At 36.6% G+C, this 21,775-nt stretch carries 18 protein-coding genes and 1 other annotated feature; all 18 genes read right to left on the bottom strand.

What is annotated here, in order from left to right; translation table 11 throughout:
- Window positions 1-213: 213 nt before the first annotated feature.
- The 18 genes from ileS to M313_RS0107940 all read right to left on the bottom strand — a co-directional run bounded on the left by ileS (window position 214) and on the right by M313_RS0107940 (window position 21,768).
- Window positions 214-3,303 carry an isoleucine--tRNA ligase gene (ileS, locus tag M313_RS0108025; RefSeq protein ID WP_010194049.1) on the bottom strand — a complete coding sequence of 1,030 codons (3,090 nt, stop codon included), beginning with the start codon at window positions 3,301-3,303 and terminating at the stop codon, window positions 214-216.
- A gap of 63 nt (window positions 3,304-3,366) precedes the next feature.
- Window positions 3,367-3,591 (bottom strand) — a binding site (T-box leader).
- Window positions 3,592-4,002: 411 nt separating this feature from the next.
- Window positions 4,003-4,443 carry a pyridoxamine 5'-phosphate oxidase family protein gene (locus tag M313_RS0108020; RefSeq protein WP_010194048.1) on the bottom strand — a complete coding sequence of 147 codons (441 nt, stop codon included), beginning with the start codon at window positions 4,441-4,443 and terminating at the stop codon, window positions 4,003-4,005.
- Between the two features lie 64 nt (window positions 4,444-4,507).
- Window positions 4,508-5,230 carry a hypothetical protein gene (locus tag M313_RS0108015; protein WP_010194046.1) on the bottom strand — a complete coding sequence of 241 codons (723 nt, stop codon included), beginning with the start codon at window positions 5,228-5,230 and terminating at the stop codon, window positions 4,508-4,510.
- Window positions 5,231-5,672: 442 nt separating this feature from the next.
- On the bottom strand, window positions 5,673-6,770 hold the full coding sequence (locus M313_RS0108010; protein ID WP_010194045.1) for a hypothetical protein: 1,098 nt from the start codon (window positions 6,768-6,770) through the stop codon (window positions 5,673-5,675).
- Between the two features lie 295 nt (window positions 6,771-7,065).
- Window positions 7,066-7,785, bottom strand: coding sequence for an anti sigma factor C-terminal domain-containing protein (locus tag M313_RS0108005; RefSeq protein WP_010194044.1), 720 nt, complete (start codon window positions 7,783-7,785; stop codon window positions 7,066-7,068).
- Window positions 7,745-8,023, bottom strand: coding sequence for a sigma factor regulator N-terminal domain-containing protein (locus M313_RS0108000; RefSeq protein WP_010194043.1), 279 nt, complete (start codon window positions 8,021-8,023; stop codon window positions 7,745-7,747). The genes M313_RS0108005 and M313_RS0108000 overlap by 41 nt, the downstream gene beginning before the upstream one ends.
- Window positions 8,013-8,513, bottom strand: a complete 501-nt coding sequence (locus M313_RS0107995; protein WP_010194042.1) for an RNA polymerase sigma factor — start codon at window positions 8,511-8,513, stop codon at window positions 8,013-8,015. The genes M313_RS0108000 and M313_RS0107995 overlap by 11 nt, the downstream gene beginning before the upstream one ends.
- A gap of 810 nt (window positions 8,514-9,323) precedes the next feature.
- On the bottom strand, window positions 9,324-9,455 hold the full coding sequence (locus M313_RS26610; RefSeq protein WP_010194041.1) for a hypothetical protein: 132 nt from the start codon (window positions 9,453-9,455) through the stop codon (window positions 9,324-9,326).
- 12 nt (window positions 9,456-9,467) lie between these two features.
- Entirely contained in the window at window positions 9,468-10,730 is a 1,263-nt protein-coding gene (locus M313_RS0107985) for a helix-turn-helix transcriptional regulator (protein ID WP_010194038.1), read from the bottom strand.
- A 305-nt stretch (window positions 10,731-11,035) separates the two neighbouring features.
- Window positions 11,036-11,929 carry a hypothetical protein gene (locus tag M313_RS0107980; protein ID WP_010194037.1) on the bottom strand — a complete coding sequence of 298 codons (894 nt, stop codon included), beginning with the start codon at window positions 11,927-11,929 and terminating at the stop codon, window positions 11,036-11,038.
- A gap of 74 nt (window positions 11,930-12,003) precedes the next feature.
- Window positions 12,004-13,041: a hypothetical protein gene (locus M313_RS0107975; protein WP_029326392.1), complete on the bottom strand. Its 1,038-nt coding sequence runs from the start codon at window positions 13,039-13,041 to the stop codon at window positions 12,004-12,006.
- 390 nt (window positions 13,042-13,431) lie between these two features.
- Complete coding sequence (locus tag M313_RS0107970) at window positions 13,432-13,662, bottom strand: hypothetical protein (RefSeq protein ID WP_157182433.1); 231 nt, start codon at window positions 13,660-13,662, stop codon at window positions 13,432-13,434.
- A 335-nt stretch (window positions 13,663-13,997) separates the two neighbouring features.
- A complete protein-coding gene (locus M313_RS0107965) occupies window positions 13,998-15,200 on the bottom strand; it encodes a toxic anion resistance protein (RefSeq protein ID WP_010194034.1) in 1,203 nt (400 codons plus the stop codon).
- Window positions 15,201-15,218: 18 nt separating this feature from the next.
- Window positions 15,219-15,857 (bottom strand): 5-bromo-4-chloroindolyl phosphate hydrolysis family protein, encoded by a 639-nt coding sequence (locus tag M313_RS23055; RefSeq protein ID WP_010194033.1) that lies wholly within the window; start codon window positions 15,855-15,857, stop codon window positions 15,219-15,221.
- A gap of 196 nt (window positions 15,858-16,053) precedes the next feature.
- The gene (locus M313_RS0107955; RefSeq protein WP_010194031.1) at window positions 16,054-17,469 is read right to left on the bottom strand and encodes an NAD-dependent succinate-semialdehyde dehydrogenase; all 1,416 of its coding nucleotides are present in this window, start codon (window positions 17,467-17,469) and stop codon (window positions 16,054-16,056) included.
- A 94-nt stretch (window positions 17,470-17,563) separates the two neighbouring features.
- The gene (locus M313_RS0107950) at window positions 17,564-18,769 is read right to left on the bottom strand and encodes an MFS transporter (RefSeq protein ID WP_010194028.1); all 1,206 of its coding nucleotides are present in this window, start codon (window positions 18,767-18,769) and stop codon (window positions 17,564-17,566) included.
- 274 nt (window positions 18,770-19,043) lie between these two features.
- Window positions 19,044-19,703: a phosphatase PAP2 family protein gene (locus M313_RS23050; protein WP_157182432.1), complete on the bottom strand. Its 660-nt coding sequence runs from the start codon at window positions 19,701-19,703 to the stop codon at window positions 19,044-19,046.
- Between the two features lie 139 nt (window positions 19,704-19,842).
- A complete protein-coding gene (locus M313_RS0107940; RefSeq protein WP_010194024.1) occupies window positions 19,843-21,768 on the bottom strand; it encodes a vWA domain-containing protein in 1,926 nt (641 codons plus the stop codon).
- Window positions 21,769-21,775: the final 7 nt, after the last annotated feature.

Below are 21,775 nucleotides of genomic sequence, written 5' to 3'. Positions count from 1 at the left end.
TAATTCATTCGCATATTGCTTAATAACTTCCCACGACTAAGTTATACAAGTAGGCTGGTATTTATAAAAAGTTTTCCATATGAAAAATCCCCGCCAAAAGGGCGCTTATCCTATTCTGAATAAGCGCCCGATTGTTGAATACCCTAGATATGAGGAAGTTCTGAAAAAAAAGAAAGAGTCCTGGAATTTACCAACAAGACTCTTTCATACTTTTTATTTACTTATTGCAACCTTGACTTGGTTAGTGCCAAGTGAGACTTCTTTCATATTTTCGGTATCTCCGATATTCAGGTTATTTACAAGAACATTCTTACGGATCATTTCTTCATTTTGTCTTATTGCGGTTTTAACTTCATTATCGCCATCTAGAAATAAGTCAACACGAAGGTCAATTGGCAAATCGAGTTTTTTTCGTTCATCTTGGATTGCACGGATTACTTCCCTTGCAAGCCCTTCTAAACGAAGATCTTCAGTAATGGTAGTATCCAGTACAACGTTAAAATACTGATTCCCCCCCATCGCTAAACCTGACTCGGCGAGTCTTTCCACAACGAGAAGGTCTAAAGGCACCTCTATTATTCCTGCACCAGTTGGAACCATCACTTTTTGAGCTTGAACGACTTTTGCAGCTTCTTCTTCAGATAATTTCTCTAAATATCCTTTAACCGTACTAATCTCTTTTCCTAGAACGGGTCCAGCCACTCGGAAATTCAGCTTTATATCATAACGGACTAGGTCGTCAGAGGTTTGTTTAACTAACACTTTTTTCACATTGATTTCGTCTCTAATGATCTCGCTATACCTATCTAGGGCTTTCCCCATCTCGGGGTTAACCGGGATTACGACTAATTCAGAAAGTGGTTGCTTCGTTTTGATTGCTTCGGCATTCCGTACACCTCGTGCTAATTCTACCACTTGTAAAACCGCATCCATTTCCTTTTCTAACTTTGAATCTACTTCCTTTACAATTACTTTAGGAAAGTGAGTAAGGTGGACACTTTCTCCTGTCAAATTCAAGTGGATATCTTCCGCAAGGAACGGTATATATGGAGCTAGGAGTTGACTTGTACGTACCAGCACTTGATGAAGTGTATAGTATGCTGCTTTTTTGTTTTCCGTCATCCCCTCTTTCCAAAAGCGATCACGAGAACGTCGGATATACCAGTTACTAATTTCATCTACGTATGTTTCAAGTGCTTTTGCTGCCTTAGTAAAATCATATTCTTCCAAAGCTTCCGAAACAATTGCTGTTACACTATATAAACGAGCTAAAACCCACCTGTCTAATAATGTTTTCTCACCAGTTTCTGTTTCATTGAATTGATAGCCATCTATGTTTGCGTACAAGGTATAAAAGCCGTGCATATTGACTAGCGTGTCAATTACTTTTGACTTCGCTTCTATAACCACACGTTCTGAGAATCGCTTATTATTCCAAGGAGCACTATCAGCCAGAAGCGCCCATCGGAAAGCATCTGCCCCGAATTTATCCACCAAATCCATCGGGTTTAATGCATTCCCTTTGCTTTTTGACATTTTCCGTCCCTCTTCATCCAAGATATGGCCTGTTGATAATACACGTTTGTAAGGAACCTTTCCTGTAAACAAGGTTGATACGGCAAGCAGGCTATAGAACCATCCACGAGTCTGGTCTATCCCTTCACATATGACATCTGCCGGAAACTGCTGTTCGAATTTATCTTTGTTTTCAAATGGATAATGATGCTGAGCGAAAGGCATGGAGCCACTATCAAACCAAACATCTATAACTTCTGAAACACGAGACATAGAACCTTTACATTTTTCGCACTCCAAATGAATCCGATCTACATATGGTTTATGAAGCTCAATTTCCTCGATATCATCTAGTGCCCTTGCTTTAAGGTCCGCCTCACTATTCGGAGCATATTGATGTTCACAAGAATCACAAATCCACACCGGAAGCGGAGTACCCCAATAGCGATTTCGTCCTATGTTCCAATCGACTATATTCTCCAAGAAGTTTCCAAAACGCCCATCCTTGATATGAGACGGATACCATTCCACTTTCTGGTTGTTTTGCAAAAATTGATCCCTTAGTTCCGTTGTCTTGATGAACCAACTTTCGATAGCATAATAAAGCAGTGGAGAATCACAACGCCAGCAGTGAGGATAACTATGTTCATATTTTTCTTTATGGAATAGAAGCCCTTCATTCGCTAAGTACTTTACAATATCTACATCGCAATCTTTTACGAAACGACCTGCAAAAGGAGGAATATCTTTTGTATAAGTACCCTTTCCATCTACAACATTAAAAAAGGAAAGATCATGCTGTTTGACTAAGTTATAATCATCTTCCCCATATGCTGGAGCGATGTGGACAATCCCCGTTCCACTGTCTGCATTGACAAAATCGCCTTCCACAACAAAATGGCCGCGTTCTGGTTTCATGTAAGGGAACGGAGCAAGGTAGGTAACATTTTTAAATTCGCTACCTTTATGCGAAGAAATCACTTCAAAATCTTCTCCTAGATTCTTGCTGGCTAAATCTTCTGCAACGATAAAAATTTCTTCCCCCTTTTTAGCTCTAATATAAGTAAGCTCAGGGTTCACAGCAAGTGCGACATTGGCCGGAAGGGTCCATGGAGTAGTAGTCCAACCTAGGAAGTATTCATTTTCTTTATCTACTAGTTTAAATTTAGCTGTTGCTGAAAGATCTTTCACATCCTTGTATCCTTGTGCAACTTCATGAGAGCTCAATGTTGTTTGGCTACTTGGACAATAAGGAGTAACACGATGACCTTTATACAATAATTCCCGACGATGAAGATCACTTAAAATATACCAAACGCTTTCAATGTATTTATTTTGCAAAGTAACATATGGATCTTCCATATCAAGCCAATATCCTATGGATTCTGTAAAGTCCCTCCACTGTTTTTCATAATTAAACACACTGTTTTTACATTCCTCAATAAACTTTTCCACTCCATATGCTTCAATCTCTTGTTTCCCTGAAATCCCTAGTTGTTTTTCTACCTCGAGCTCAACAGGCAATCCATGCGTATCCCAGCCCCCCTTACGAAATACTTGATATCCAGACATTGTCTTATATCTAGCAACAAAGTCTTTAATGACTCGTCCAAGTACATGCCCTGCGTGCGGGAGCCCATTTGCTGTTGGAGGACCTTCATAAAACACAAAGGTTTCTGCTCCATCGCGATTTTCAATAGAACGATTAAATACATTTTCTTCTTTCCAGAAATTCTTGACTCTGTTCTCACGTTCCAAAGCTGCCTCTTTTGTATTCACATTACGCAATGAAATCACCTCATTAAACTTTTTTAGATAAAACAAAAAAATCCGCCCCTGTATATAAAACTAAACAGGGACGGATTGAATCCGCGGTACCACCCATATTCCGTGATTTTCCTCACGGCACTTGGTAAACAAAACGGATAACGGCCGTTTACCGGTTCACCCTACAAAGTAATTTCAGGTAAACTTCTCGGAGATGATTTTCAACTAAAATATGTCATCGCATTTCCAGCTAACAGCGACTCTCTATAGACAGGGATTATAGCCTACTATTCTCGTCATCAAATAAAATAAATAATTTTCCAATATAATACAACGAAAGAGTTACTTTTGTCAAAGAAAATTCTGTAAATTTTTATAAAAACAAACTTTATTAAAACGAACATCTGCTTGAGTTTAAAGGGCGTTGATCTTCCTGGATAGCGCCCGATAACGGAAGACTAATGTTGAATTGGATCCTACCGACGATGACATAACTGGTTAGCGCCAGATAGTTTGATAACTACCGCTTAAATGCATCTAAAATTAATGATGGGAAAACAGGCTTTTCCCCTTGATTTCGCGGGTCAATCTCCTTCTGGAGCGAATCTGCAATAAACCATTTATTTTATTAATTTCTTCCAATAAGTTAACCAATGTTTTGTTCAAAACTGAAAATGAGCGCTGAATCCTTATTCCAGGATCGCGCCCGATCGTTGAATATTATCTATTGACGTTATATGATTGATCCCTAACTACTACAGTCTCAGGTACAAAACGAATGAAGACATTTTTGGGATCTTGATTTTTGAATCTAGAATCCCAGTCCTTTTCTTCTGAACCCAAATATTTTGCAAATAATCGTTTTGCTAAGTCAAAGTTAAATGGTTCTACGGTTGCTTTTCCTCTGAAACCTACATGTAATACCTTCCCTGTAGAAGGATCAAACTCAACAATACCGACGGCACATTTCGGATTTTTGTCTATTCTTATTGGAAAAGTATCTCCAGGAGTTCCTATAATCCAAAGGCATTTATCTTCCCAAAAAAACCACACCGGAGATTCCCTTGGTCCTTCCGATGAAGCCGTTGATAGATGAGCAAATAATGGTTTTTTTAGGAATTCATCCAAATCAAAACTTCGTTTACCTCTTATAATCTCCATTTATTCCACCTCTCTATTACAGATTAGCGCCGTTTAGTTGAAGAAAGAACTAATGAATATTAGGTTACTTTCCAGTCTTTATAGCAGTTTCACTTATTATCAAAGCCAGCTTTAACCTGCCTAACCATTTTTCAGAATCACTAATAACCCTATTTAATCCATTGGTCTCTTCATGATATTCCAATCCTTCCACCTGAGCATAATCTACCTTCAAATTCGCCATTCTTTGAGCAATCATTATCCATTCAGAATCAGTCATTCTTTCAAACGAATATTTATTGATGCATTCAGCGGCTTTTCTTGAAAATGAACATGCGCCAGCAGTGATGTCCACATCTAAACCCAGTTCAAGGGAACAAACTTTGTTGGTGATTTTCTCGGTTTCAATCCATTCAGGTGGGTGAGTATTCATAGCCCTTTCGGTACGACCTAAAATAAGGTAATCGTGATTCGGTAAAGTTGAAACAATCGTCTTTAATTCTTGCAAATGATTCTTACCCCAAGTTAAGAGCCTATCAAAGTCGCAGTAATGGTAAAATACACTATCCCCATTCAGTCCAAAATTCACAACTTCTCTCCTTGCCTCGGCTGCTCCTTTTTTGGGTATGATTTTTATAGCAAATTTGCTGTTTTCTATTTCTTTAATCAAATCGATTGAAGATTCTTCACTGACCGTCAAAAACAATTCTTCATAAATATCCTCTAGCTCATTTTTAAGTTCCTTGAATAATCTTATGTTTTTCCCTTGAGGGTCGTGAGTAACTGTTAAGAGCGCTATTTTGGGCAAATCATCCACCTCTTAGTTATAATCTAAGCAAAAACTCGTAACTTAATATTTTTGATCCTACTTAACTAAACTACCAGATATCTTAATACCAATTATTTCATAATTTATAAATCCCAACAATATATTTTCACCCTAGTAAAAATAAAACAAGCGCTGATCCTTGTTCCTGGATCGCGCCCGTTGAAGATCAATTATCGTGAACGTAATATTTGTACTGTATATCAACTGCTCATCTATTTTTAGATTGCTCCCACGATTGTTTAAGTGTAATCCTTCACACTCTCTTCCTACACCTTAATGAAACTTCAATCTCTTTTAAGAGATGTTTTTCATAATCTAGTACAATACAAAAAGACCCTTTGCATTTAAGAAAAATGCCGGGTAATTAAATGAATAAATGAATTTTTATGTTTTAGAACTAACCTATACCCAGCCCCAAATGTTACTCTTCTTTTTGGTAAGTTTTAGGGGTACTCATTGTTTCATCGACTTTCTCTATTAGTTTCTGATTTATTCCGAGTTTCCCTATAACTATTTCTTCAGATAATACATTTTTTGCGACATACCCGTCGAGCAATAACGATGCAAAGCATTGTGCATATACGGCTTGTTTTCTTTCAACTTCAAAAGGTATCGTTCCATAACTATGGGCAGCTGCATTTCTAAGACTAAATAGTTTATAGTAGAAATCTATATATGTAGTTTCACCTTTTGTGAAAATATCATCTGGATTTATTCCAATTTGGTTTATCCATTTTTTTTTATGCTCTAAAAAACGGTTTCTACTTTCTTTATTAGGCGGTTTTCCAATTAACGCTTCCACACACCTACAAGCCTGTAAAATTGCTGCCTCATATTCTGATATCACATTTGCTTGCTCCCAAGATTTTGGTTCATGACTTGTGTGCTTTTTATACGGAAATCTATCTAGCTCACATATTAAACAACAATAATGTGTCTTCATTGATGAAAAAAAGTTACTCAGAGCAGTATATGCCTTATCATCACGTAAAAGCAGTTCTATAATTGGAGAGATATAAGATAAATCAGAAAGCTTTATAATATTCCCATTCAGCAAACTATGTCTATCGTAATCACTACAATCATATATTTCCTGCTCTGATATTGATTTATTTGAATCAAAGTAATAGCACCATTTATATTCCATATCAATAGTGTGTTCAAAGTCTCTAGAGTAAGAATATGCTAGTTGAATAACTGTTCCAATGTTCTTCCAGAAATTCTTATCCTTTACATTACTTGAGACCCTTGAGACTAATGCAGTGTATGTATCTTTTGTATGTGTCCATACGAATAATTCCTCGTCACCACATTTCATTAACGGAACGAAATCGTATTCTTTAGGTTTAAAACTATTTTCGAATTTAATTCCTTTTATAAAAGCATGATTACATACTTTATTTGGTATATCAGTTGGATAGTATTCGACCAAATATGCTTGACGTTTTCTATACATTTCATCTAGATCTTTTACTAAATTACTTAATTCACCATTGTCTTCACTATCAACTCTTTTCATAAATTCACCTCTTATCAAATAAAACTCCATACTAATTTAATTATCTACAATCTGTCCCTATTGATAAACATCACTTTTCAACTAAAATTACCTTTACTTTGGAATGTTTTTATTGTTTATCATTTTACTAAAAAAGAGTCAAACTCCTTGTTCTACTGGCCCATTACACGAAGATAAACTGCATTGTTAAATAAACGCGCCCGATTGCTGAAGACCTACTTATTATATTTTATTAAAAAAGCGATTATCCTTCTGGATCATCCTATCTTACTTAAAAGTAGTTATTTTATTAATTTTAATAGTTTCTTACAACAGCTCCTAAAGAAATTGCTCTAATATGTTTTTCTTCCTTTAGTTTTAATAGTTCATCTTTCGTTCCTGTTATAACTGCACCAACTATTAATCCTTCATTCATGTTTTGTTTTGTACTTTCTAGGAGAGGATCTATCATAAAATCATAATTCCCTGTGCTTTTTAGTTCTTCTAAAATAACAAGAAAATCCTTTTCATCCTGAATGACAATGTCTCCTTCTCCTCTAAGTGTTTCAACATTAAAACCATAAACTTTTGAGGCAGAAGTTCCCGAACTGTGAAGACCTTCCAAGTGCTTTTTATCGTTTTGTTTATATTCATTTACCCAAAACCATGTTATTTTATTATTTAGTTTAAATATTTCTTGTATTTCATTAGTTGTGTAAGGTTGATCAAAAGAGATGGCTACTTCCATTACCGCATCACTAGGAGCATCCTGTATTAAGTCCAAATCATAGTGCACAGCCAAATAATCCAACCAAGGGTGATAAAAATCCATCACCCTTTGTCCGTTTGTTGTGTTATAACGACGAAGTTCATCTTCGTTTTCTCCTACCCTAATTTCATCGTATACGGCTATTGCAGAGGATTTATTATTATGCCCTATTCCGTTAAAAGATCGTAACTCTAGCCCCCAAGGGATTATTCTATTTTCAATTATTTTAAATTGATTGTAGGTATAGCTTCCTGAAAAAATAATCATAATCAACCTCTCCCCCTCCAATTTGGACATTAGGGTGCGATATTTCATATAACAATCTATTTGTATCAGCTGCTTTTAAATGCGCCTTACTAACAACCTGGCCATTTATAAATAAAAATAGCGCCCCCACAACTATTAGTGAAAAAGTGGAAATGATAATATTTCGTATAACACTTTTTCTTCTTGCTTTATTGACTATTTTATCAATATCATTTGATTGGAATGCCTCATTCTCCATAATGATTCCTCCTAAAAAATTTTGTAAGCTTCTTCCTAGCACGATACAAATAGGTCTTAACGTTACTTTCTTTCACATTAAGGTGCTCCGAAATTTCTTTATACGTAAATCCACCTTCGTATTTCATCTTTATCAATTTGCGCTCAAGGGGTTTTAATTGCAATAAAACTTGTTCATATTCTGCTTTTTTTTCTTTTTTAATCAGGATTTCTTCGACAAGACTTTCTTCTGATTCCAATAAATAATCCTCAAACTCTATTAATGTACTTTTGCTTTTTCTTCTATATAAATCGTAATATTGATTGATGGCAACCTTAAATAGCCAAGACTTAAATGCTTTTGAATTAATACCATCAATATTAAGAAATGCACGATAAAGAGATTCTTGAACAATTTCTTTTGCATCTTCAGGATTAGCCCCCATCGAGCAAAGTTTTTGATAAATATCGTTTGATAATTTGGTGATTTCCTCATTTGAGGGCTTCCCCATTTCTTCATCTCCTTTCACATCTACTTAGACGTAATAAAAGTGTATATGTATACAAAAAAATAAAAAAGCCTTACTTCCTAATCGGATGTAAAGCAAATATGTCTGGTAAATCATTTATGATTTGTGGTGATTAGCTGCAAAACAAACTTCATTGCAAAGGTTCTATTGTTTAAACTTTGTGAAATATCCAGTAAATTGAAGAATTTCTATTTGAATTAATTTATAGATTTCACCATTTTAATAGCGTGTTCCAGTATCCTGCCCGATTGATTAATACCAATTATTTCAAAAAAATCCTTATAATTCAATGCTTTATTCCATTTAATATAATAAACACGCTCCATCAAGAACGTGTTTATCAAAAATATTTACTATATAAATCATGTCTTAGCTTCCGGTTCACTTATTGGACCGGCATTGGGTGGGTTAAGTACGGCTTTAATAGGTGCACCAATGACGCTTTTTTTCAAACGTAGTATGCTTTATTGTGGCAGCACTATTATATTTTATTATTCCATCAGGAACATACCATAATGGTGAAAATAAGCAAAAAGAAGAAAAACTTGATATTATGGACTGAAATTACATCGTTTTTTAATTGATACAAAAGAGGGATTCAGTTTTATCTTTTCATATAAAGTGTTAATTTTAATAGCATTTGTCACCTTCCTGTTCAATTTTACTTATGCCCCATTGGAGCCGATGTTGCCAGTATTTGTAGATGACTTATTAGATGCTGGTCCCGAAACTCTTGGAACAATGTGGTCATTTTTTGCTAGTTGAATCAAGACTTTACGATATATAGACCTTTTATCTCTCCTCTATTTCGACATTAGGATCTGGATGGTCTTCGTCTGCCGCACTTACCAAGTTCCCATTGAAAAGACCTAGCGCCAATAACACAATTGATAACACTTTCAAAAAATTTCTCGAATATGACATTATTCATTCACCTCATGATATTTTAGAATAAGAGTAGATTGCTTGCTGATAAAACCCATTGCTTTTCTTATATTGATAAATTTTTGCAAAAGCTTCCGCAAACCAAATTGAGAAATCTTTTACCTCTTTCCACTTCTCTAAAGAAATCAACTCTTTCATATGTCTGTTAATTTTCTTTTGTACATTTACCAATGGAACTTTCCTATTAATTAAAATACCCAATAGCTCGACCTCGGGGGCTAGAGAGCTAGAGTAGTTACTCACCCCGTCCAACAAGACCTTGGCCTTTGAGATCTCCCCTAATGAAAAGTAAACTTTAATTAAAATCAGCTTAGTTAGTGATTCTGTCCTATCATTTATTGATTCTTTTCCTTCGATAACTTTTTCAAAATATTCTAATGCTCGTTCACTTTCATTTATTGCTTGATAAACTAAGCCCAAGTTATGATTTACTTTCGCCAATCTTTTGATATCTCTCTTTTCAGTCAGGTATTCCACGCAAACAGCAAAGTCTTCAATCGAATTGTTATAGTCCTTTAATCGGTATTCACATATACCTTTTAAGATGTAGCAATCTACACTACGTGAAATAATGAATTGACCTTTGAAAATCTCCAGACCCTTTTCTACATAGTACAAACTTTTTGAAGTATTATATCGGTAGCTATAACACAGGCTCAGTAAGTAATAATAATACCCTTTTGCCCACAAGGGTGTGCCAGGATAACTGCTATGCTGCATATCCACTTTCAACAATTGATTTAATGCCCGTTCATAATTCTGAGCTTTTACATAATACAACCCTGAGTACAAAATATAATAAAAGCGGTTATCATCCTCTAGTTGAGAAAAAATAGGTTCTATATGCTGGATAATGTTCAGGGCGGCCGGATGATCACTTTCTAAAATAAACAACCTTAACTCAGTCAATCTGATTAACAACTGAACTTTTGGCTCCAAACGGAAACGATCAACATCAACTATAGAATTAAGTCTTTCTCTTACCTTTGATGGATTGTTGTGTTCAAGAAACAATTGCTTGTTAATCGTATCCAGATCTTCTTTAACCCTCATAGAAAGTTCTAAGATGTTTTCTTGTTGTTCTGAAATACCAAGCCTTTTTAAAATTAATTTCAACGTATCCGGATGAGGGTCTACTTTCTCATTCTCCACCTTACTTAGATATGTATGAGAGCAAATACCTTCGCAAAGTTCCATTTGTGTAATTTTCAATTCTTTCCTTCTCAACTTCAGGATTTTCCCATAGTTTCTCACACTAATCGATACCCCTCGCCGTTTTTGTGTTCAAGTAGATATATGACTTTTTGTCTATCCTCACAGCAACCTTACTCTCTTTAGCCTACATTTAGAATATTGAAAAATTTACCGTAAGTCAAATTATCCCATTGAACCTTTCGTTAGTAGTAAAGAAAGAAGTAAAAGAAATTTGAAAATTTTATAAAATACTGTACGTTTTGCGCTAATACTCACATTATTTTTTCAAATTTGATTTATCTAACAAACCCCAAGTGCGTATAGACTAGAAATATAAAAACAAAAAAACCCACCACTTAGGCAGGTTATCTGAGTATAGCTTTAATAACAGGGGTTTTAATCATCTTTATCTCATCTACTTCTGATTCATAGGATTGTCCAGCTTTAAAGATTTTCTCTTGTTCAATTCCTTCACTCTTATGGATATACACTGTACCCACTTCCACAGGCATACTACTATCTCCAGAGAGAACTTCAGCAAAATTATAACCCGTTTGGTTATTGTTGCTTTTATTCAACTGAAATTTATGGATATAGCCTTCTGTTGACGCGTTGTAGGAAGTTGGAAACTCTTCAGTTTGATACCTTCCGGTAACTGTAGAATAGTCTACGGTTAAATTTTCATTTGATAGCAAACCGAAGATATCGGTACCTTCATCTTCTGAACCATATACCCAATCAAACGAGTTTGTAGATACATAACCACCGTTACTTAACTGTGAAATAGAAGTGGTTAACTCTAAAACATCTCCGTTATCCGCCTGGTATCTATAAGTTTTTGAACAAACTATGCTTTCATTTGTGTCACACTGATTAATGTCCTCCTCGTTCTCCGAGGTATCCCCCTCCTTAGAGGTGATGTCCCACTCAGTGCCATCTCCCACTAATTTATAAGTCGATCGGTAGTTTGTAGGAGGATCATATTCCAAGAATCGAGTTATTTCGTCATCACTAAACTGTTTGATGATACCCTTAGAAAAACCTAACATAATCAGTTGAAGAACCTCTTTATTTTGAAGTTGATTTATATCATTTACTTCTTCGGGTTTTTCCCATAAATCCTTCATTTCGCTATAGGAAAAACCTAACTTTTTAACTTCGTCCAAATCTCTTTCTTCTTCAACAGCACTACACCCCACTAAAACAAACAATGCGAGAATTACAACTAAAAACTTTACGCACCTGTTCACTGCATTCACCTACCTCTCTGTCCCCTATATTCCATTTTACAAAAAAGCCTTAGAATGGTAAATTCTAAGGCTTTAAAGAAATGTTATTTTGTGAAGGAAACTGCAGCAGAGCTTATTGGTACATCACTAGTTGTATTCGAGACAGAAATTGAAGCGCCTGCAGGGAGTGATACTCCAAAACTTGTACTCCATCCTGTCTTCATATGTGTGTATAAAGCATAAGCTGAAGAACTTGTCCCATATGACCAGTCAAATTCTGCGTAAGTATATCCGCTATCATCTACCGCTTGCAGCCATTGACCATCACGTTGCCAATATTCCTCGTGGCTATAAGAATCTCTGTCGAGTTTATGATAATATCCGTTAGAGTCAGGGTAGTAGCTCCCTGTAGAAGTAGTTCTAGACGCTACATACCCATAATTATCATGATATTCAGTTGTCCAAGAACCGAAAATTGTACTATAATCTACTGTTAGAGCTTCTTTATGACCACTACCAAAAAGATCAATATGTCTTTCGTTTGAATCGTACACCCAATCAAAATCAGAAACGATGGCATAGGTTGTTGAATGTGTTGCTGCAACTACCAATCTAACCATGGAAGATGAGTTAGAACCTTCACACGTAGTGTCGATATCACATAGTTGAGCCGAGAATTCCCCACCCGGAGATTTATTTTTCTTTGCTTTTTTGTACTTTTCTTTATTATTTTTTTCAGCTGTTTCATACTCTTCCTTAGTAGCTGGCTCCATTTTTCCGGTTAATTCATTGTATTTAGAATATGAAACTTTTACATCTACTAGATCAGCAGGTTCCTTATCTTTAAAGTGGTCCCAGTCCCTTTGAGTGAATCTCTCAATTCTCTCTTTTGTAAATCCAAGATTAGCTAGATGTAAAATATCTTTTTTATTTAAATTTAATTTCTCTTTGTTTTCACCTTTTAGCTTTACTTCGCCTTTGTTACTCAGTAAACTCTTAACATCCTCTTTCGTAAAACCTAGCAGCTCCAACATTTCATTCTTTGACTTTGTTTTCACTGTTGACGACTCTGCGGCAGCAGGACTAAAAGACAGTCCAAATACAACAGTGACCAAGAGGAAAATTGTAAAAAGTTTTTTCATATTATTCCTCCTCCGTTGTTAATTCTACCTTATCAAACATTCAGGAGTAGTTGTATTGTTAAAAACAATTGGTTTTATCTAGAGTATTGGCTACTTAAATAAGCTTTCCCTGAAAATTTTCACAGATTTTTGATAGTCGTATAGAAAAATAAAAACATATGCCAATAAACATGATATGATCCAGATGGAATTTGCACAACCAGACAGAATTTTTTAAAATAAAATGAAGCACTTACACCTTTATAGCCAGCGCTCCTTAAGAATCTTTTAATTCTTGACCATTATTTTAATAGAGGAAAATTCCATTTGATAGAACGATTTAGAATCGGCTCTAAAAACAATGTATTAGAGGGGAATCCTAAAAGATTCCCCTTCATATCAGCATTTTCATTATTGCATATCTTTATAGTGCCAGATCATCCCCTCGTATATAGCCTCTGCGACATCATAATCAGCTTTGTTTTCTGAATTAAAAACCCAGCTCCCATTTTTATCAAAGTCTTCTCCAATAATTAAGGAATTGGGATTGACCTTAATGAGTTCTTCCTTAGATAATCCTTCACCGACAATAGTAACGTCTTCTACATCTTCTTCATTCACGTATAAAGGGGCATAAGCCACTTCATTTCCTCGCTTATACTTCTTATATTTAAAGAGTTCTATCAGAGTAGAGGTATTCAGAAAAACCCCCCTCCCCATTAAGTCACTAACATCAATGCCTACTCTTTTCTCCCATCGTTACTCCTTTTCACTTTATATTTTCTTTATCCCCTTCCTTATTTCAACATATATAATTCACTTTCATCTTCCATTAAATGGCCCGTTTGTTGAATAAGCCAATTCCATTTCCCCAGTGTATAAACTAGTAAAATGAAAGAGGTTAAGCTTTGGTGGTATCCATAAAAAAACAGGTCTAATCCTCCTTGGGACCAAACCTGATTTTTCCTATATTTCAATCAGTCACGTTTCGCTTTGGAACGGACTTCTAACAGTTTGTTTTTGAGGTCGTTCTCCATTTGGACGAGTTCTAGTTCTACTTGATGGCGCTTTTCTCGGCCTTCTTGTTGGATTTGTAAGGTTTCTTCTAGTGTTTCGATTAGGTTTTCTTGCGTTTTCTTCAGCGTTTCGATGTCGACCAGACCTCGTTCGTTTTCACGTGCTGCAGAAATTGTATTTTGTTTAAGCATTTCGGAATTTCGCAATAACAATTCATTGGTAGTTTCCGATACGTTCTTCTGTGTATCTACTGCCTTTTGCTGATTATATAAGGAAACCGCAATAACCAGTTGATTCTTCCATAGAGGTATTGCTGTTAGAATGGAAGATTGAATTCGCTCCACCAGTGTCTGATTTGTATGCTGGATCATTCTGATTTGCGGTGCCATTTGCAGGGTGATTTGGCGGCTGATTTTCAGGTCATGTGTGCGCTTTTGAAGGCGGTCTGCAAATTGCATCATATCACTAACGGCCTGTACATCCATTTGATTATTCGTTTGCCTTGCTTTCTGTTCTAGCTCCGGAATGATGGTCCCTTGAATTTCATCAAATTTATGCTCCGCAGCAGCGATATAAATGTTTAATGCCTGGAAATAATCTTTGTTTTTGTCGTATAAAGATTCAAGCATAATATTGTCACGCTGTAACACCTTTTTAAAGCTTTCGAGTTGATCTGAAATTTTATCAATTTCAAAACCAATTTTACGGTATTTCGCAAAAAGTTGTTGTACTGAATTATTGACACTTCCAAAAAATTTACCAAAGAAGCCTTTTTTCTGAGGTTCCAGCTCTCCAGGTTTTACTTCTTTGATCTTTTTCATTAATTCAGAAACCACTTCTCCTACCGGGCCTGCGTCCTTTGCCTGAACATGAGACAATATGGAATTAGAAAAAGTGGACAATTCGTTTTGTGCAGTGACACCGTAGGAAGATATAGCGTGTTGGTCATTTGGATCAATTTGTTTTGCGATATCAATTGCTTTCGCTTTGTACTCTTCAGAAAGGGTATCCATTACCTTTTCTTTTTTTGGTTCTGATTGAACCTCATTTAGATCTTGCATCATCATTTCGTTTTCCATTTTCGGTGTCTCGAATGGATTGCTTAATAAGTCATTCAGTGTATCTTCTTTTACTTGGTTTTTTACTTGATCATTGTTTTTCATTGTCACTCACCCCATAAGCTACTTCTTCTCAATTATTCTCTTATCTGTATCAAGCTGTTGATAATTCATCAGTTTAATTTCTGTCGTAAGATTATTCATATCCCCTGAAAGCACTGCCATCAACTCTTTTTCCATACTGCGTTCTAATTGTTTTAAAGCACTTTCTGTTTCTCGAAGCGCTTGAGAAACTTCATGAGTTCGCACTGGTTGATTTAATAGGTGCACATATTTTTCAGTGATGATAGCAGAGGAATCCAGATGATGGTGAAAGAAGCTTTGTGCTGTACGATACCGAACCGGTTCCTTTTCCACCATTTTAATGATTTTAGTCGAGATTTTAGATAATTTTGTTATCGTTTGATAAACAAAAATAGAGCGTACTCTAAACCTTGAACTATTTATCTTCTTTGCTTTTTCTTTCGCTTCTCTTAATTGAGCAATAACATATTTTTTCTCTTTTCGTTCAATCTTTTCCAGGTCATTATTAGGTAGCAATTTTCTCTTCAACGCCCAATAGCTTCCAAGAAAGCCACCAAAGGCGCCAAGGATACCAAGTTGAATTTGATTACCAGTTAGAAGAAATACTATTAAAAATCCGATGGCAGCTAAATTAAACGATAGGATAATAATAAAACTTTGCAGTAAGAACCGTTTCATATTTTCACTCCTCACCTTTTTTAAAGGCTTAAGATAAACTATACCTTTCTTACGTATTTAACAAGGGAAAGGTTTCAATTATTTATAGTTTTATTATATAGGAAAGAAGTCGGAATACGAAATATTTTATGTATCAGCAACTAGAAAAGATGAAAAAGGCCCTTGATTATGTAAAAATCAAAGGCTTTAAAGTTTATTAAATTCCTATGGAAACATATTTCACTTCCAAATATTCTTCCATCCCGTGATGTCCGCCTTCTCTGCCGATACCACTTTCTTTTAACCCGCCAAATGGGGCCTGTGCAACAGAAGGTGCCCCATCATTGACACCAATAATGCCATAATCAAGCCCTTCCGTAACTCGATAAATTCTGGACATTTTCTCGGTAAATACATACGCAGCCAATCCATAAGGAGAATTGTTAGCTCTCTTGATTGCCTCTTCTTCCTCTTTAAAGGTTGTAATTGGTGCAAGAGGACCAAATGTTTCCTCGTTCATGCAAAGCATTTCGTCTGTTACGCCAGTTATGACTGTCGGTTCCATGAACGTTTTTTCTTTCACTTCGCCGCCAAAAGCAACCGCTGCACCTTTTTCTTTGGCATCGCTTAAATGCTCTTTCACTTTTTCCAATGCATCTTCATCAATCAGTGGACCAAGATCCACTCCACGTTCCATCCCGTTTCCAACTTTTAGTTTAGAAACCTCTTTGACGAAAAGTGAAGTAAATTCTTCCGCTACACTCTCCTGTACATATATTCTATTGGCACAAATACAAGTTTGACCGGCATTTCTGAATTTTGACTGAACAAGTCCTTTTGCTGCTTTTTCCAGGTCCGCATCCTCAAATATGATAAACGGGGCATGTCCGCCAAGCTCCAATGATAGTTTCTTGACTGTATGAGATGCTTGTTCCATTAATTTCTTACCAATCTCCGTAGAGCCTGTAAAGGTAAGCTTTTTCACATCTTTATGTTTCATTAATGACTCGCCAATAACGGAAGATTTTCCGGTGATGACTTGAAGAACCCCTTTAGGGAGCCCTGCTTCGTCTGCATATTTTGCCAGAAGTAAGGCAGTCAGTGGAGTCTGTCCAGCTGGCTTCACGATCACTGTGCATCCAGCAGCTAGAGCAGGAGCAACTTTCCTAGTAATCATGGCCGCAGGGAAATTCCAAGGCGTGATTGCGGCTACAACTCCAACCGGCTGCTTCTGAATCAGAACTCTTTTATCCTTAGAGGAAGATGGAATGGTTTCTCCGTAAATTCTTTTCCCTTCCTCTTTGTACCAATCTACAAAACTATTCGCATACCCAACCTCTCCCAACGCTTCGCGGAACGGTTTGCCTTGCTCCTTCGTAAGGGTTTCTGCAATAAGCTTTTTATTTTCCTCTAATAAAAGGAACCATTTATTTAAAATATCTGCACGCTCGTATGCCGTATAGTTCCTCCAAGTTTGAAAGGCTTCTTCGGCATGTTGGACCACATTTTCTAATTGGTCCTCAGAGATGCTAGGTACCGTACCAATCACTTCGCCAGTTGCTGGGTTTGTCACCTCAATTACTTCCTCGGTATTCACCCATTCACCGTTTATGTACATCGAATATTTTTCCATTGTGTTCCCTCCAATTAAAAGTTTTCAGGACATTCTCTTTAATATATTCACTCTTTATGGGACATTCCCTTTATTGAACACAAAAAAACACCCGTTAAGGTGTTTTTTGTTCGGCAACTGCAACTGGTTGACGAAATAATCTTAAACCATATATCAAAATCAATGTTAAAGATAACATCCCAAAAACAATAGCCATCATCTGAAGTCCTATAGTATCAAGGAACAGCCCGGTTCCAAGAAGAACTACCTGGAACAACACGCGATCCAGCATATTTCGGAATGAGAAAAAGCGCCCGTGGTACTCTTTCGGTATTTTCGTTTGAAAGATGGTTGCTGCAATAGGAAAGAAACACCCAACCGCCAAGCCAAATAACCCAAACGAGAACAATGTCATCCATTTAATGTCTGCAAAATACAAACTTAGGTGAGAAATGGCGATTAACGTAACAAAGAAAAACATTAACGGTACCATATTGTTATCATTGGAAATGCGTTTTACGGCGAATGCACCAATCATAAAGCAGACACCTTCTATTGTGTATATCCAACTTTTAATTGCTTGATCATCTTGGATTTCACTGATGTTAATAACCATCAGGTTGAACCCGCCGATGAAAAGGAATGGAATAAACGTTAGAATCAATACGGTCAGAGCGATCGGTGTTTCCTTTAAAACCGGCAGGACTTCTTTGAAGTCTCCGGATCTTTTGTTCTTGCCTTCTAGTGAGTCGTTACTGTTCGGTTCTTCAAAGTTTAGTAAAAAGGTAAGTAAGAATAGTATTCCATATGCAACCATGGATGCCATATACAAGGAAGACAAACTCATGATGACTAGCATCGCTCCCGCAAGTGCTGTCCCTGCAATCCTAGAAACAGTGGATACATTCATATGCACCCCGTTCATTTCTAATAAATCTTTGTCTTTCACAATCAACGGAATAGATGATTGCAACGCAGGAAAATAAAATGCGGCAGACAACTGAATAGCAATCATAAAAATGATCATAAACAGAATAGATTGATATTCAATCGCTAAAAACATAAATACTACACTAATCATCCGGCCAAATCCTGATACTAGCATTACACGTTTTTTACTTGTTGAGTCAATAATTTTACCAGCTAAAGGGCCTACCATCACTCCTGCAAGTAATCCCGCAAACAAAATAAGTGACTTGGCAAAGTCTGAAGGCACCAATGCCTGCATAAACTCCAAGTTTCCGATAATACCCGTCCATAAGCCTAATCCAGCGATAAATTCACCTATTAAAATAATCCATACATTCCGGTTTTTCCACATGATAGTTTCTCCGATCACTTGTGTTGTTGTAAGAAAACTATACCACGGAATGAATTAATTCGCCACTCGAAATTTCCGTTTGTAAGCTTATTCTCAAGTACTCTGATTGAGGTCTTTATACTGGTGATGAGGACATCTCTCGACCAATTTCCTCGTCACTGAGGTCTTCATCACGGCGATGAGGACGTCTCTCGACCATTTTCCTCGTCACTGAGGTCTTCATCACGGCGATGAGGACATCTCTCGACCTTTTTCCTCGTCACTGAGGTCTTCATCACGGCGATGAGGACGTCTCTCCTTCTTTTTCCTCGTCACTGAAGTCTTCATCACCATGATGAGGACCTCCCTCCTCCTTTTTCCTCGTCACTGAGGTCTTCATTATAGTCTTTTTGTTATGTACAACTTTTAAATAAATTCCAGTTAAAAACAATAACCATGATGCACCCATTGAAAATCCGCCTAATACATCTAGTGGGTAGTGAACTCCTAGATAGACTCTGCTAAATCCTATTAGTCCTATTAGAACAAAACAACCAGTCATCAAGATATTCCTAAGCCAGGTTTGCTTGATTTTTATGTAACATAAGAATGCAATAGCCCCGAAGAATGCCATGGAATTCATGGAGTGTCCACTAGGGTAACTATAGAACCCTGCGTCTACAACATGGTCTAAACTTGGTCTGTCTCTTGAAAAAATCGTCTTTACAAATGTATTTAGCAATCGAACGCCTACAAGATTAGCCCAAAGAAAGAGAGCCAAATACCAGTTTCGCTTAAAAAGAATGAATAGGGTCATGACAACAAGTGCTGGATAGAAAAACCGCCTTGATCCAATATAAGATAAAAAGATATAAAATCCATCCATCTCACCTATTCTATAAAGGCTTTCACCAATCATCCTGTCCCAAGACTCAGTTGCTTCTATATTTGTCAATAATGCTACCAATAGAAAAAGGAAAAAAGAATCCCACTTACTTTAAACATAGCGTTAGATTTTATATAACTATTCATGATGTCACTCCCGACAAAAAAGGCTAACTCCTTGTTTCTTAGAGTTAGCCTAATTGCTTGTTTTATAAGCTTTTTAACAATAATTTTTTCAATAGGGGAAAAAGGACATCTGGTAACTCTTCAATATCCGGAACTAAAATACTATACTTGCCATACATATTTTGTATGGTTTTTACTTGTCCCTCATCAATTTCACCGTTAGCCAAGAATACGTTGATTACTTCAAGTCCGTTTTTCCGTGCTTCCATAACAGCTTGATGGGTATCGACTATCCCGTTTTTTTCATAATCCATCGCTGCAGGTTCCCCGTCGGAGAATACGAGTAGAAATTTTTGTTTTTCACTGCGGTGTACAAGTCTTTTGGTCATGTGTCTGATCGCATAACCATCTCTGTTATCTTCTTCAGGTTCAAGCTGGAGAATCTCTGGCCCGGAAGCAGGTCTGAGACTTGAATTAAAATCTATCACAGTTTTAAAGTAGTTCGGTTGGCTTGTCTTTGTTGCATCATTCGTATCTTCCCAGAATCCTACCACTTCGTGCGGGACAAATACGGATTTTAACGCTTCATGAAAAAGCGTTATTCCATATTTGGTCTGTTCCATTTTATCGAACATGGAAGCCGAACAATCAACCAACAGAGAGAACACAGCATCAATTTCAATGGAAGGATTATCTTTTTTATAAAAAACTCTTGGGTTTTCTTCTGTAAACCAAGGTAAAAGCTTTTTACTTAGTCTTCCGAATGGAAGATCGCTTCTTGGCATGATTTTTTTGTGCTCTAACGTTTTCTGTATCAGTTGTTTTAATTTCTTTTGGTAGGTGGAGACAAACAGTTTGTATTCATCATACCCCGCATAATGTTCCGATGATATATTCTCTGGTTTTAAGAAGACAGGATAAGCGAATTTGTTTTCTTTCCCAAACTCTGCGCCGCTTCCTCCTTCTTTTTTTGTATCATTTAGAACGTCCAGCGCTTCCAGCTTGGAATAATCATTCTTAATCGTCTGCTGACTTTCACCCTGAACAAAGCCCATTGCCTGGTCTCCATCTTCTCCTTCGCGCACGCCTTCCCCCATTAGATCCGTTTTTGTTCCTTGTTCCATATCGAATTGGAGGAAGCTTTTGTTGTTGCTTTCTGATTCACGGTGCCATGTTGGTAGCTTGTCTTCATGAACGTCTTCTTCATCATCTTCATTATCATGTTGTTTTATATCGTCATTTTTCAGTTCACTTTTTCTTTTCATTTCATCAAAGGTCGGGGACTCGTCTTCTTCAGGCACCTCTGAAAAGTCCGGTAAGAAGAAATACGTATTAAGCATATCTCTGTCCAGGAGATCTTCTATTACTTCTACGATGGTTTGGACACTACCAAAGATATCTTTCGTATTTTTTGCTTCATAAGATTTAGCAATTTCGTCCCGAAGGAATGGGAGTGCAAGGTCTAACTCTTCATTCAATGGAGGCACTTCCTCCAAGGGATTATCAGACGTCAATAAAAGATACAACAAATTGTACAGCGCATCTGTCATAATGTTTCTTTCCAAATTGACCGTTAGCTGGCTTCTGAAATATTTGCGATATTCCACTCTTCGTACCATAAAGGTTTTAGTGGTGCCTGGCCGCTCCCGTTTGCAAAGTTCCTCAAGTCTTATATCTTCCATCAAAATAAACAATTGTCTGCTAAAGCTTGATAAATGTGTTTTTTTCATAAACCCAAAAAGCTGTTTAATCACTTTATAGTCTGTATGCACAACAGATCCCACACTTCGTAAATACACATCGCTTTTCATTCCGTGCAGTTTTTCAAAAGTAGGATGGTTATCCCAAAATAAACTGATATACATTTTATTTATATATGGGTCATAGTAGGACTTGAACGCATATTCCACCTCAAGGTCTTTCTTTTTAGAAAGGGAAGTCGCTAAGTCTGATAACTCCATAAATAGAAAGGAATCAATTTTTTTATCATTAAAAACGATAGGTCTCACGTTAATC

Origin of the sequence: Bacillus sp. m3-13 (assembly GCF_000175075.1) — a bacterium.
In the GTDB taxonomy this organism is placed as follows: domain Bacteria; phylum Bacillota; class Bacilli; order Bacillales; family Bacillaceae_I; genus Sutcliffiella_A; species Sutcliffiella_A horikoshii_C.
The sequence above is the reverse complement of the archived record's forward strand: the minus strand, read 5'-3'. Positions and strand labels throughout refer to the sequence as shown.